Annotated in this window: 14 protein-coding genes; 11 read left to right on the forward strand and 3 right to left on the reverse strand. The window is 63.4% G+C overall.

The window, feature by feature from the left end; genetic code table 11:
- The first annotated feature begins 127 nt into the window (after positions 1-127).
- On the forward strand, positions 128-2,953 hold the full coding sequence (locus ACFZAI_RS17425; protein WP_391568093.1) for a cation:proton antiporter: 2,826 nt from the start codon (positions 128-130) through the stop codon (positions 2,951-2,953).
- Here ACFZAI_RS17425 and ACFZAI_RS17430 read toward each other — a convergent pair.
- Positions 2,950-3,762 carry an NUDIX domain-containing protein gene (locus tag ACFZAI_RS17430; protein ID WP_391568094.1) on the reverse strand — a complete coding sequence of 271 codons (813 nt, stop codon included), beginning with the start codon at positions 3,760-3,762 and terminating at the stop codon, positions 2,950-2,952. The two genes, ACFZAI_RS17425 and ACFZAI_RS17430, sit on opposite strands and share 4 nt — an antisense overlap.
- A gap of 301 nt (positions 3,763-4,063) precedes the next feature.
- Between ACFZAI_RS17430 and coxB the strand changes: the two genes are divergently transcribed.
- The 5 genes from coxB (at position 4,064) to ACFZAI_RS17455 (ending at position 8,237) form a co-directional block, all read left to right on the forward strand.
- Positions 4,064-5,221, forward strand: coding sequence for a cytochrome c oxidase subunit II (gene coxB, locus ACFZAI_RS17435; protein WP_315844821.1), 1,158 nt, complete (start codon positions 4,064-4,066; stop codon positions 5,219-5,221).
- A 104-nt stretch (positions 5,222-5,325) separates the two neighbouring features.
- A complete protein-coding gene (ctaD, locus tag ACFZAI_RS17440) occupies positions 5,326-6,933 on the forward strand; it encodes a cytochrome c oxidase subunit I (protein WP_054421068.1) in 1,608 nt (535 codons plus the stop codon).
- Between the two features lie 31 nt (positions 6,934-6,964).
- The gene (locus tag ACFZAI_RS17445) at positions 6,965-7,090 is read left to right on the forward strand and encodes a cytochrome oxidase small assembly protein (protein ID WP_217483375.1); all 126 of its coding nucleotides are present in this window, start codon (positions 6,965-6,967) and stop codon (positions 7,088-7,090) included.
- A 9-nt stretch (positions 7,091-7,099) separates the two neighbouring features.
- Positions 7,100-7,324 carry a DUF2970 domain-containing protein gene (locus ACFZAI_RS17450; protein WP_054421069.1) on the forward strand — a complete coding sequence of 75 codons (225 nt, stop codon included), beginning with the start codon at positions 7,100-7,102 and terminating at the stop codon, positions 7,322-7,324.
- Between the two features lie 37 nt (positions 7,325-7,361).
- Positions 7,362-8,237, forward strand: coding sequence for a cytochrome c oxidase subunit 3 (locus ACFZAI_RS17455; RefSeq protein ID WP_219991545.1), 876 nt, complete (start codon positions 7,362-7,364; stop codon positions 8,235-8,237).
- Positions 8,238-8,342: 105 nt separating this feature from the next.
- On the opposite strand, the gene ACFZAI_RS17460 is transcribed toward ACFZAI_RS17455, so the two are convergent.
- Entirely contained in the window at positions 8,343-8,543 is a 201-nt protein-coding gene (locus ACFZAI_RS17460) for a twin transmembrane helix small protein (protein WP_006216871.1), read from the reverse strand.
- A 39-nt stretch (positions 8,544-8,582) separates the two neighbouring features.
- Between ACFZAI_RS17460 and ACFZAI_RS17465 the strand changes: the two genes are divergently transcribed.
- The 5 genes from ACFZAI_RS17465 (at position 8,583) to ACFZAI_RS17485 (ending at position 12,663) form a co-directional block, all read left to right on the forward strand.
- Entirely contained in the window at positions 8,583-9,377 is a 795-nt protein-coding gene (locus ACFZAI_RS17465) for an SURF1 family protein (protein ID WP_391568095.1), read from the forward strand.
- A gap of 85 nt (positions 9,378-9,462) precedes the next feature.
- Positions 9,463-10,044, forward strand: coding sequence for an SCO family protein (locus ACFZAI_RS17470; RefSeq protein ID WP_391568529.1), 582 nt, complete (start codon positions 9,463-9,465; stop codon positions 10,042-10,044).
- A 51-nt stretch (positions 10,045-10,095) separates the two neighbouring features.
- On the forward strand, positions 10,096-11,130 hold the full coding sequence (locus tag ACFZAI_RS17475) for a heme A synthase (protein ID WP_391568097.1): 1,035 nt from the start codon (positions 10,096-10,098) through the stop codon (positions 11,128-11,130).
- A gap of 13 nt (positions 11,131-11,143) precedes the next feature.
- Positions 11,144-12,037, forward strand: a complete 894-nt coding sequence (gene cyoE, locus ACFZAI_RS17480) for a heme o synthase (RefSeq protein WP_391568098.1) — start codon at positions 11,144-11,146, stop codon at positions 12,035-12,037.
- A gap of 17 nt (positions 12,038-12,054) precedes the next feature.
- Positions 12,055-12,663, forward strand: a complete 609-nt coding sequence (locus tag ACFZAI_RS17485; RefSeq protein WP_391568099.1) for an SCO family protein — start codon at positions 12,055-12,057, stop codon at positions 12,661-12,663.
- Positions 12,664-12,738: 75 nt separating this feature from the next.
- Here the strand turns inward: ACFZAI_RS17485 and ACFZAI_RS17490 are convergent, their stop codons facing one another.
- On the reverse strand, positions 12,739-12,966 hold the full coding sequence (locus tag ACFZAI_RS17490) for a DUF3717 domain-containing protein (protein ID WP_391568100.1): 228 nt from the start codon (positions 12,964-12,966) through the stop codon (positions 12,739-12,741).
- Positions 12,967-12,982: the final 16 nt, after the last annotated feature.

A 12,982-nucleotide genomic window follows, 5' to 3' on the forward strand; every position in this document is an offset into this window, starting at 1 on the left:
ATCTTGCGCCCGGCTTGGGGTAACGAAACGTGCATTCTCTAACGCATCCATGCCGGAGCCTAGGAAAAAAGCCGCTATTCTTGGGAAAATTCTTAACTGCTCAAATGATCGGGACGCGGCGCTACCCATGGATGTAGGTTTTCTCGTATTCGGCCTGGCCGGACTGCTCACACTGGTCTGCTTCATGCCTCCGCTGGCCGGCCGCCTCAAGCTGCCGTACTCGGTGCTGCTGGCTATCGTCGGCTGTCTGCTGGGCATCATTGTTCACGTGCACGGCTGGGCCCCTAGCTGGATTGGTGACTTCCTGGATTCCCTGGAACGCTTCGAGATTTCGTCCGAAACGTTCTTGATGGTGTTCTTGCCGGTGCTGCTGTTCGAGACCGCGCTGTCGATGAACGTGCGCCGCCTGATGGATGACATCGGCCCGATTCTGATGATGGCCATTGTGGCGGTGGTGGTGTGCACGGTGGTGGTGGGCGTGACGCTGGACGCGATCTCGCCCTATGGGCTGGTGGTCTGCCTGCTTTTGGGCGCCATCGTCGCCACGACCGACCCGGTGGCGGTGGTAGGCATCTTCCGCGAGGTGGGCGCGCCCAAACGGCTGACGACGCTGGTCGAAGGCGAAAGCCTGTTCAACGACGCGGCCTCCATCGCCTTGTATTCGGTGCTGCTGGCCGTGCTGAGCGGCCATGGCGAACTGACCGTCAGCGGCATCTTCAACGACTTCATCGTGCACTTCATCGGGGGCGGCATCGCCGGTTTTGCGATGGGGCGTCTGGCCTGCTTTCTGTTCGCGTGGCTGCGCGGCTTTCCCACGGCCGAGATCACGCTGACGCTGACGCTGGCGTATCTGTCGTTCTTCATCTCGGAGCATTATCTGAACGTGTCGGGCGTGGTCGCCACGGTGATCGCCGGTTTGGTCGTGGGGTCCACCGGCCGCACGCGCATGTCGCCCACCACCTTCGAATACCTGTCCAGCGCGTGGGAGCAGTTTGGCTTCTGGGCCAATTCGCTGATTTTCCTGTTCGCGGCCATGCTGATCCCCAAGCTGATGGCCGCAGCCGATTGGCAGGAACTGGTGCTGGTGGCCGTGGTGTTCGTCGCGACGCTGGTCGCACGCGCCATCGTGGTCTTCGGCCTGTTGCCGTTGCTGGGTTTGACGCGGCTGGGCACCAAGGTCAGCAACCCCTACAAGGTGGTGATGTTGTGGGGAGGCCTGCGGGGCGCTGTGTCGCTGGCGCTGGCGCTGGCGGTTACCGAGCAGACCGGCGTGGCCGAAGAGGCGCGCCAGTTCATCGCCGTGGCCACCACCAGTTATGTGCTGCTGACGCTGTTCATCAACGGCATCAGCCTGCGGCCCTTGATCCGCATGCTGGGTTTGAATCAGTTGTCGTCCGTGGAGCGCACGATACGCAATCAGGCGCTGGCCGTGGCGTTGGAAGACCTGCAAGGCAAGACGGATGAAGTGGCCAAGACCGAACACATCGGCACCGAGGTCCGCGACCGTATCCGCGCCGTGTTCGACGCCAGCCTGACTAGCGTGCACGACGGCCAGGTTAGCCAGATGACCGACGAGCAGCGTGTGGCCGTGGGTCTTGCCATCGTGGCGCAGCGCGAAGAGGAAATGTTCTTCGACATCTTGAAAGCGCAGATCGTCGACTGGCGCATGGCCGAAGCCTTGCTGGCGCGGGCCGAACGGCTGGAGGACGCCATCCGGCTGGGCGGCGTGCCGGGCTTTGAGCGCGCCATTGTGGCCGACGTGCGGTATTCCACGGCCTTCCGTCTGGCGCTGCGCATGCATTATCTGTTTGGGTTTCAGGGGTGGCTCGCGCGCGAGCTCGGCCAGCGCTTCGCCAATTTGATGAGCAAGCGCTCTGTCGCGCAGCGGCTGATTGTTTTTGCGCGCGAACAGATCACCCCCTTGCTGGGCGAAGAAGCCACCCAGCGCATCGTGGCGTTGCATCAGCGCCGCCTGGACCTGATCGAAAGCGCCATGCAGGCGCTGAACCTGCAATATCCGTCTTACGCGCAGTGGTTGCAGGAAAGCTATCTGGGCCGCGTGGCGCGCGAGCTGGAGCGCATTCGCTATCGCGACATGCTTGAGCAATTCCTGATCAGCGGCGAGGTCTACGCCGACCTGATGGCGCAGTTAAAGAGCCGCTGGGCGCATATCGACAAGCACCCGCCGCTGGACATTGAAATGAGCGCCGCCGAACTGATCAAGCGTGTGCCGCTGTTCGAAGGGCTGTCGCCCGATTCGTTGCGCGCGATCAGCAAGCTGCTCAAGCCGCGGTTGTCGCTGCCCGACCAGCGCGTGTTGACGCAGGGACGTCATGGCGAAGAGATGTGCTTTGTGGCCTCGGGCGCCGTGGCCGTGCACCTGCCGGACAACACGATGATTGAGTTGGGCAGTGGCGAGTTCTTTGGTGAACTTGGACTGTTGGGCGAACAGCAACTGACGCCCGACGTGACCTCGCTGGGCTACAGCAAGCTGCTGATGCTGTCTTCACGCGATTTCCACGCCCTGCTGGCGCGTGACGAACACCTACGCGAACGGATTCAGGTCGTGGCCAAGCAGCGCCTGCGCGCCATTGAAGTGTGGAAGCAGTTCTCGCAAGCGTCGGCCACACCGGCCACGCCAGCGCCCGCACCCGCCTCGGCGCTGAGCCCCGCGCAGGCAGCGGAAGCGGCGGAGGCCGCGGGGGCGGAAACGCCAGCGCCGCATGCGTCGTCCGGCGTTCCGGCACCTGCACCCGTTGCATCGACTGCTTCGGCAGCAACGGCAGCAACGGCAGCTTCGACTGCCTCGCCAGCCACGGCTGCCCCAACGGCTTCCTTGGCGCCCACTGCTTCGGCAGCCCCGGTTTCACACGACGATCTCTCCGACGCCCGCGCGCCGCGCGATGACGACGCGCCCGCCATGCTGGGCGAGCCGGGGGTTGCCCCGCGCTAAGTTCGGATCTGGCCGGCGGCCTGGCGTTGCATGATGTCTTCGACCAGCACCAGCGCCGCCTCGAGCGTGAACTCGCCATCGGTGATCTGGCGCACCACCGTCGAAACGTCCGCGACCGCGATTTCCATGACTTCGCCGTCGCGGTTGGCCGGCCGGGCGTCCGCCGCCAGCACGCAGGTGCTGGTCAGCACGTCTTCCACCTGATAACCCTCGGGCAGCCGGCGATGAATGCGCAGAATCGTACGCAAGGGCGTGCGCTGCGCGAGATCCGGCGCGTCCAGGCCCGCTTCTTCGCCGCATTCGCGCACCAGCGCAAGCTCCAGGTCTTCGCCGCTACCGGCCAAGCCGCCGACAAGCGTGTCCCACATACCGGGATCGGTCGACTTGCTGAGCGCGCGCCGTGCGACCCAGATGCGGCCGTCGGGGGTCCAGGCGTTCAAGTGCACGGCCTTGGTCAACAGCCCCAAGGGACGGACCGCGGCGCGTTCGATCACGCCTAGCGGCTCGCCGCCATCCATCACGTCCAGTAATTCGTCGCGCCATCCGCGCAAGCAGTTGGCTTGGCGCAACAGTTCGGCCGCCTGTTCCAGCACGGCATTGAGCGCCGCGCCGGGCGCAAGCGCCGCACCGATATGCAAAGCGGTGTCGTCGCAGTCGATGCCGGGGGCGCCGCGCAGCGCATCGCACGCGGCATGCGTCGCCCAGCCGCAGCGGCGGCCCGCTATATATAAAGCGTGCGCGCCATCGGGGGCGGGTTCCTGCGCGCGCGCGCACAGCTCGGCATACAAATCGGACAACTGCTTGGGCATGGGTGAGCGTCGTGAAGAGGTTGCCGCTGATTTTATGCCACACGGTTTACGGCGGGCGTCAAGGGGCGGACAGGGGGCGCGTGCAGATGGGGGCGGGCGCCATGAATTCAAGAGGCTTGTCTTACATCTGTTTGCGTGTCCGCTATAATCCGCCAGTTTCTTTGTGATTTCGAGTGGGAACGCGGGGGCCGCTCTATCTTCCCTGCTTAACCCTGCCATCTAATAATTGCGCGTAGTCCTGTTGAAGTGACACTCGTGCCACTAGGCGACAAGGGCCCTCGCGCCGTGTTTCGAGGTAAGCATGAAGAAGTGGAGAGGGATACTGGGGGCTTGTGCGATGCTGATTGGCAGCGTGGCCAGTGCTCAGGTGCAAGACATGCCCGGCGGCCCGAAGGTCAATCAGCTGAACCTGCATGAAGGCGTGACAGCAATATCACGCGACATCATGTGGCTGCACTGGCTGTTGCTCACGATCTGTATCGTGATCTTCATCGGTGTGTTCGGGGTGATGTTCTACTCCATCTGGGCGCACCGGAAGTCACGGGGGCACAAGGCTGCAACCTTCCATGAGCATCTGGGCGTGGAAGTCGCCTGGACGGTCATCCCCTTCATCATCGTCATCGCCATGGCGCTGCCGGCCACCAAGACGGTCGTGGCCATGAAAGACACATCAAGCGCCGACCTCACCATCAAGGTCACCGGCTATCAATGGAAGTGGGGGTACGAGTACCTCGACGGCTCCGCTGCCGGCGTCAAGTTCCTGTCCACGTTGTCCACGCCCCGCGCGCAGATCGAAAACCGCGAGCCCAAGGGCGAGTTCTATCTGATGGAAGTGGACAACCACATGGTGGTCCCGGTGGACAAAAAGGTCCGGGTCGTTCTGACCGCGGCCGACGTGATCCACTCGTGGATGATTCCCGACTTCGGCGTCAAGCAGGATGCCATCCCCGGCTTCCTGCGCGACACCTGGTTCCGTGCCGAAAAACCCGGCATCTATCGCGGCCAGTGCGCGGAACTCTGTGGCAAAGACCACGCCTTCATGCCCATCGTTGTTGAAGTGCTGGCGCAAGCCGACTACGACAAGTGGGTAGAAGACCAAAAGAAGAAGATGGCGGCGAACGCCGACGATCCTAATAAAGAGTGGACGGAAGCCGAACTGGTTGCCCGTGGCGAGAAGGTCTTCGCCGCCAATTGCGTCGCCTGTCACCAGGCCAACGGCAAGGGCATTCCGGGCAGCTTCCCACCGCTTGACGGAGACAAGGTTGTTCTGGGCCCCAAGGCCGAACAGATCAACACCGTGCTGAAGGGCAAGCCCGGCACCGCGATGGCGGCATTCGGCGGGCAGCTCAATGATGTCGAGATCGCAGCGGTCATCAGCTATACGCGCCATGCCTGGAGCAATGCAGGCAAGGGGCAGGACCCGACGGTTCTACCGAAGGACGTCGCGGCTGCGCGTTGATTGCGCACCCACGTTTCTCCACCGATAGAACCGGTTCCGTTTAGTTAGAGATACCCTGCCGGTCCCGTGGATCGGGGCCGGCACTCAGCAGGAAGGAGTCCATCATGAGCAGCGTCACTGTAGACCACGTGTCGCCGGGCCACGGCCACGGTCACGATGACCACCATCACGCCATGCCCACGGGCTGGCGCCGCTGGCTATTCGCCACGAACCATAAAGACATCGGGACGATGTATCTCATCTTCTCGTTTGCCATGTTGCTGGAAGGCGGCACGCTCGCCTTGCTGCTGCGCACCGAATTGTTCGAGCCGGGCTTGCAGTTCTTCCGCCCCGAACTGTTCAACCAGTTCACGACCATGCACGGCATCATCATGGTGTTCGGCGCCATCATGCCGGCCTTTGTGGGCTTTGCGAACTGGATGATCCCGATGCAGATCGGCGCATCCGACATGGCGTTCGCGCGCATGAACAACTTCAGCTTCTGGCTGCTGCCGGTGGCCGCGATCATGCTGACGGCATCGTTCTTCGTGCCGGGCGGCGCCACCGCCGCGGGCTGGACGCTGTATGCGCCGCTGTCCTTGCAGATGGGTCCGGGCATGGACCTGGGCATCTTCGCGATGCACTTGATGGGCGCGTCCTCGATCATGGGCGCGATCAACATCATCGTGACCATCCTGAACATGCGCGCGCCCGGCCTCACGCTGATGAAGATGCCGCTGTTCTGCTGGACCTGGCTGATCACCGCCTTCCTGCTGCTGGCCGTGATGCCGGTGCTGGCCGCCGCCATCACCATGGTGCTGACCGACCGCCACTTCGGCACGGGCTTCTTCAACGCCGCCGCAGGCGGTGACCCGGTCTTGTACCAGCACGTGTTCTGGTTCTTCGGGCACCCCGAGGTCTACATCATGATCTTGCCGGCGTTCGGTATCGTGTCGGCGATTGTGCCGGCCTTTGCCCGCAAGAAGCTGTTCGGCTACGCCTCGATGGTGTACGCCACCGCGTCGATTGCCGTGCTGTCCTTCATCGTGTGGGCGCACCACATGTTCACGACGGGCATGCCGGTGACCGGGCAGCTTTACTTCATGTACGCCACCATGCTCATCTCCATCCCGACCGGGGTGAAGGTGTTCAACTGGGTCGCCACGATGTGGCGCGGCTCCATGACGTTCGAAACCCCGATGCTGTTCTCCATCGGCTTCATCTTCGTGTTCACGATGGGCGGCTTTACCGGCCTGATCCTGTCGGTGGCCCCGATCGACATCCAGGTGCACGACACCTATTACGTGGTGGCGCACTTCCACTACGTGCTGGTGGCGGGTTCGCTGTTCGCGCTGTTCGCTGGCGCCTACTACTGGGTGCCGAAGTGGACGGGCCGCATGTACAGCGAAAAGCTGGGCAAGCTGCATTTCTGGTCGACGCTGATCTCGTTCAACGTGACCTTCTTCCCGATGCACTTCCTGGGCCTGGCCGGCATGCCGCGCCGGTACGCCGACTACGCCGCGCAGTTCACGACGTTCCACCAGATGGCCACCATTGGCGCGTTCTGGTTCGGCTTGTCGCAGCTGATTTTCCTGTACGCGATTCTGCGCTGCTACATGGGCAAGGGCGAACCTGCGGCCGCCAAGCCGTGGGAAGGCGCCGAAGGGCTGGAATGGACGGTGCCGTCGCCCGCGCCGTTCCACACCTTCGAAACCCCGCCCGAAGTGAAGTGAACCCGTCTTTCATGTTCCAGGTAGCACAGCAATGACACCCGAGCAGCGCCGCCGTAACAAGATTGCAGGACTGGTCCTCGTGGCCTTTGTCATCGCTGTGTTTGCCTGGACCGTGTTGCGCGGTTCAGCGTTGCTGACAGGAAACGCGGTCAATTAGGCCCCAACCATGAGCGACGACCTGCACGAAACCACCCGGCGCAAGCTGAGTTTCCTTCAGACGATGAAGGCGGTGGCGTGGGGGTTCTTCGGCGTGCGCAAGGGCGCGGGCTACCGGGAAGACAGCGCCAAGCTGAACCCGGTGCACGTGATTCTGGCTGGGCTGCTGGCAGCGGCAATCTTCGTGACTGTGCTGGTATTAATTGTGCGTTGGGCGGTTTCAAGCCTGACTTGAATCACTTAATCTATAAATCTGTACCAGGGAGAAAGCCATGAGTGCAAGCCACTCGGTTCAAGGTAAAGAGGCACCGTACTACTTTGTGCCCGCCGACTCGGGTCACCCCGTGCGTACGGCGGTGGCGCTGCTTTTCATGGGGCTGGGCGCCGCGGGCTGGATCAACGGCGTCAGCTGGGCCAAGTGGTCGGTGCTGGCCGGGTTCATCGGCTTGATCGTGGTGCTGTACTACTGGTTCGGCGACGCCATCCAGGAATCCGAAGCCGGCTTGAACAGCAAGCGCATCGACGGCTCGTACCGTTGGGGCATGAGCTGGTTCATCTTCTCGGAAGTGATGTTCTTCGCCGCGTTCTTCGGCGCGCTCTGGTATACGCGCACCATCACCACGCCGTGGCTGGGCGACATCGACCACCGCCTGATGCTGTGGCCCGACTTCAAGGCCGCCTGGCCCAACTTCGGCCCGGCCGGCGTGGTTGAGGAATTCCAGACGGTTGGCCCGTTCTGGCTGCCCACGATCAACACGGCGCTGCTGCTGTCGTCCGGCGTGACGCTGACCATCGCCCACCATGCGCTGCGCGAAAACCATCGTGGCAAGACGATGTTCTGGCTGGCCGCAACCGTCATCCTGGGCTTTGTCTTCGTGGCCTGTCAGGCCGCCGAATACCATCACGCCTATACCGAACTGAACCTGAAATTCAATTCGGGCGCGTATGGGTCGCTGTTCTACATGCTGACGGGTTTCCACGGCTTCCACGTGATTTTGGGCGCCACCATGCTGACGGTGATTCTGGTGCGCCTGATGCGGGGACACTTCACCGCCGACCACCACTTCGGCTTTGAAGGCGCGGCGTGGTACTGGCACTTTGTGGACGTGGTGTGGCTGGGCCTGTACCTGTTCGTGTACTGGTTCTGACGCCTTGCGCACCCGCTTGCGGGCGCGTATGACGGGTATCGCGCGGGAACTCCTCGGCAGCAACGCTGTCGATTAACCCGCGCTACCCATCTTGCCTGGGGCCGATCAGCGCAGCCCCGTGCTTTCGATCCAGCCCATGTGATGGGCGAACAGCACGAACAGGAACAGCGCGACCGATAGTCCGATGCGCACGGTCAGCGCATTGACGGTGCGGCTGGTGGACCCTTTGTCCCGCATCAGATAGACCAGGGCGGATGCCAGACTGGCCAGAATTCCGATGAAGGCCAGTACGACGAAAACGCGCATGGTGGTCTCCGGACAAAATAGAGTGATTAGCAACGATACATGGCCCGACCGCACTCCACCCGCTACACGGTAGCTGCCCTACTTCTGCTTGGCATCGCCGTGGTGATTCTGGCGTCGCTCGGGCAATGGCAGTTGCGTCGCAGCGATGAGCGACGCGCCATTCTGGCCGCTATCGAAGCCGGCCGCAAGCAAGCGCCGGTGCAGCTCACCCCCGCCACCCCCTCTGATTCGCTGGTGCCTTGGCGCGTGGCGCAGGCGGCTGGCACGTGGCTGCCGCAATTCAGTGTACTGCTCGATAACCGCAATCACGATGGCCGCCCGGGCTACTGGCTGGCCACGCCGCTGCTGCTGGATTCGGCCTCGCGGCAAGCGGTGCTGGTGCTGCGCGGCTGGCTGCCGCGCGTGATTCAGGGTCAGGGCGAACCCGTGTTGCCCGCCACGCCCGAAGGGCCGCAAACCGTCACCGGTGAATTATCGGAACGCGTGCCGCGCATGTTCGAACTCTGGTCGTTGGGCGGGCAGGACCAATCCGCCCTGCCGGCGTTACCGGCGGCGGACGGCAAAACGCCGCAAGTGCAGAACCTGCCGCTGGACACCTATGCGCGCGCCACGGGCCTGAACCTTTTACCTGTCGTGTTGAGCCAAACGGGCCAGGCAGGCGCCGACGGCCTCATACGCGACTGGCCGCAACCGCCCGTGGATTTTCAGAAGAACACGTCTTACGCCGTGCAGTGGTTTGCGTTTGCTTCGATTGCCGCCATCGCATGGCTGGTGGTGCTGGGGGGCGCCATCAAGCGCATGCGCCAGCGCGCGGAACCAGGCCCCCGGGCCTGATCGCGCGCATCAATGAACGACTCTTCCAGGATATAAAGTGGCTCGCGACATTTCATCCCACCCGCCCGCGCGCAAGCGTTCGCTGATGCCGATGGTGCTGGTGTTTCTGTGTTCGCTGGCGCCGATCGTGGGCGCCTTCGTGGTGTACATGAACCCGCAATGGTGGCCGTCGGACTCCACCAATTACGGCACGCTGGTGTCCCCGCAACGGCCGATGCCGGCCGCCAGCGAATTGAAGCTGACCACGCTGGACGGTAAGCCGTTCGACCTGCAAAGCCTGAAAGGCAAATGGCTGCTGGTGGCGGCCGACGGCGCGGCGTGCCCGGAAAGCTGCGCCCGCAAGCTCTACATTACGCGTAACACGCACGCCAGCCAGGGCAAGAACGTGGACCGCCTGGCGCGGGTCTGGTTCATTACCGACGATGCGCCGGTGCCGGAAAAAGTGCTGGAAGCGTATCAAGGCACGGTCATGCTGCGCGTGAATCCGGATCAGCTGGCGCACTACCTGCTGGCGCGCGATTCGGCCGCCGGGCAGCCCGCCCTGCAAGACCCGATCTGGGTGATCGACCCGCTGGGCAACTTGATGATGCAGTACCCTGCCGACGCTGACGGCGTGAAAGTCCGCAAAGACATCAGCAAGCTGGTCTATAACTCGCGCATTGGTTAAGGGAGTTTTTCCCGGCGAGTGCGCACGTGTGTGCATTTTTATTTGGTTGACATGGAACGCATCAAAGCGCGTTATCGCAAGCTCGTATTTTTCACCTGGTTCCTGACGCTGGACCTGATCATGTTCGGCGCCTTCGTGCGCCTGACGGACTCCGGCCTGGGCTGCCCCGACTGGCCCGGCTGCTACGGCAGCGTGACGCCGCTGGGCGCCATGGGCGACATCCACGAAGCGTCCCAGGCCATGCCGTTTGGCCCGGTGACCTTGTCCAAGGCCTGGATCGAAATGATCCATCGCTACGTCGGAACGATTCTGGGCATGCTGATCATCGGCATCGTCTACATGGCGTGGCGCTACCGCCGCGAACTGGGCCGCTCGCCGGCGCTGGCCATCACGACGCTTGTCGCTGTGTGCGTGCAGGGCGCGTTTGGCGCCTGGACCGTCACGCATAAGCTGATGCCGGCCGTGGTGACGTCGCACCTGGTGTTTGGGCTGTCGGTGCTGGCGCTGATGACCTGGCTGTCCGCGCGTGAACGCCCGCACCTGGCCATTGCCGCGGCGGCGGCGCGCTGGAAGCCCTGGGTGGCGGTGGGCTTTGGCTTGCTGCTGGTGCAGGTCACGTTAGGTGGATGGGTCAGCACCAACTACGCCGCGCTGGCCTGCATGGACTTTCCCATGTGCCACGGAAAATGGGTGCCCGACATGGATTTCCATGGTGGGTATTCGGTGATCCGCGGCCTGGGCGAACTGCCATCCGGCGAGATGATTTCCCAGCCGGCGCTGACCGCCATCCACTGGGTGCATCGCAATTTCGCCTTCGTCGTGTTCCTGTACCTGGGCACGCTGGCCTGGCGCTTGCGGGCCGAACCGGGCTTGCGCGGCCCCGCCACGTTGATGCTGGCGCTGCTGGCCGCGCAGTTGTTCACCGGCCTGACGACCATCTTCTTCCAGTGGCCGCTCTTGATCGCGGTGCTGCACAATGGGGGCGCCGCCGGCCTGACCTTGGCCGCAGTCGTGCTGATGGTGCGTTTGTCCACGGCGGGACGCACGCCGGCGGGGGGCTATGGCCCCAATTCGGTGCGCGTTTAAAATAGGGTCCACTATGACCAGTCTTGCCGCTCCTCAACCCGGATTGTTCCGCCAATACCTCGTACTCACCAAGCCGCGCGTGACGCAGCTGGCGGTGTTTTGCGCGGTCATCGGCATGTTTCTCGCCGTTCCGGGCATTCCCGATATGCGCCGTGTGCTGTTTGGCACCATCGGCATCTGGCTGCTTGCCGCAGCCGCCTTCGCCATCAACTGCCTGATCGAACAGGAAGTCGACGCCCGCATGCTGCGCACGGCGCGGCGCGCCACGGCGCGCGGCACGATCTCGGCGTTCCAGGTGCTGAGCCTGTCGGGCCTGTTGGGCGGCGCGGGCATGTTCGTGCTGTACACGCTGGTGAACCCGCTGACGATGTGGCTGACCTTCGCCACCTTTGTGGGCTACGCCGTCATCTACACCGTCATCCTCAAGCCGCGCACGCCGCAGAACATCGTGATCGGCGGCTTGTCGGGCGCGATGCCGCCTGCGCTGGGCTGGGCTGCCGTGGCGGACTCCGTGCCGGCGGAAGCCTGGGTGCTGGTGCTGATCATCTTCATCTGGACGCCGCCGCATTTCTGGGCGCTGGCGCTGTATCGCAACCACGATTACGCCAAGGCCGGCCTGCCCATGTTGCCCGTCACGCACGGCAACCAGTTCACGCGCCTGCACATCCTGCTGTACAGCGTGGCGCTGGTGGCCACGACGCTGTTGCCCTACGCCATCCGCATGAGCGGCTTGCTGTATGTGTTGTCGGCCTTGGTGCTGGGCGGCATGTTCCTGTCGTATGCGTGGCGCCTGTACCGCGTCTACAGCGACGAGCTCGCGCGCAGCATGTTCCGTTTTTCCATTCTCTACCTGGCGCTGTTGTTTGGCGCCCTGCTGGTGGACCACTGGGTCGCGCTGCTGCGCTGACCCCCTGGAGATTGTTGATGTCCATGTTTTCCGCCGGCCGCCGGCTGGCTCTGCGATTGACCGTCGCCGCCGCATTCACGGCTGCGCTGGCCGCCTGCGGCGAAAGTGCGCCCACGTTCAAAGGCAGCGACATCAGCGGCACCCAGTTGGGGCGCGGCATGGAACTGACCGAAACCAACGGCAAGACCCGTCAGCTGTCCGATTTCGCCGGCAAGGTTGTGGTGGTGTTCTTCGGCTTCACGCAATGCCCCGACGTCTGCCCGACCTCGCTGGCCGAGCTGACCGAAGTCATGAAGAAGCTGGGTCCGGACGCTGACCGCGTGCAGGTGCTGCTGATTACCGTGGACCCGGAACGCGATACGCAGGAAGTGCTCAAGCAATACGTGTCGGCGTTCGACCCGCGCTTTCTGGGCCTGACCGGCACGCCGGAGCAAATCAAGAAGGCGGCGGCCTCGTTCAAGGCGTACTACGCCAAGGCGCCCACCAAGGATGGCAGCAACTACACGATGGACCACACGGCCGCGTTCTATTTGCTGGATGGCAAGGGCGAATCGCGCGTGCTGGCCAACAACAACCTGGGTGTGGACGCGCTGACGCACGACATCAAGGCGCTGCTGAAAGGCTAGGCCTGACAGGGCGGGTTCGACATCGGGCTAGTCCGCGCGGGCTAATTCGTAATCGGGCGATTCAGCCAGAAGTGATCAGCGGGCGCCGCCGCCCGCCGAAGCCCAGCCGGCCAGCGCCGCCTGGGCTTTTTCATTGAGTTCAGAAACGGCGATGTCGTGGCGGTGCGCCATGATCATCAGCGCATAGGGCGTGGCCAGCGCCGCGGCTTCGGGACACAGGCGCGATTCTTCACCCACCGAGGGCGACACGTTGCGCCAATAGTTGATTGCCTGTTCGAGCTGGGGCAGAGAAATAGAATCCATCCGGCTATTGTCCACG

It is taken from the genome of Achromobacter sp. NPDC008082 (genome assembly GCF_042957345.1).
GTDB classification, from domain to species: Bacteria; Pseudomonadota; Gammaproteobacteria; order Burkholderiales; family Burkholderiaceae_B; genus Achromobacter; species Achromobacter kerstersii_A.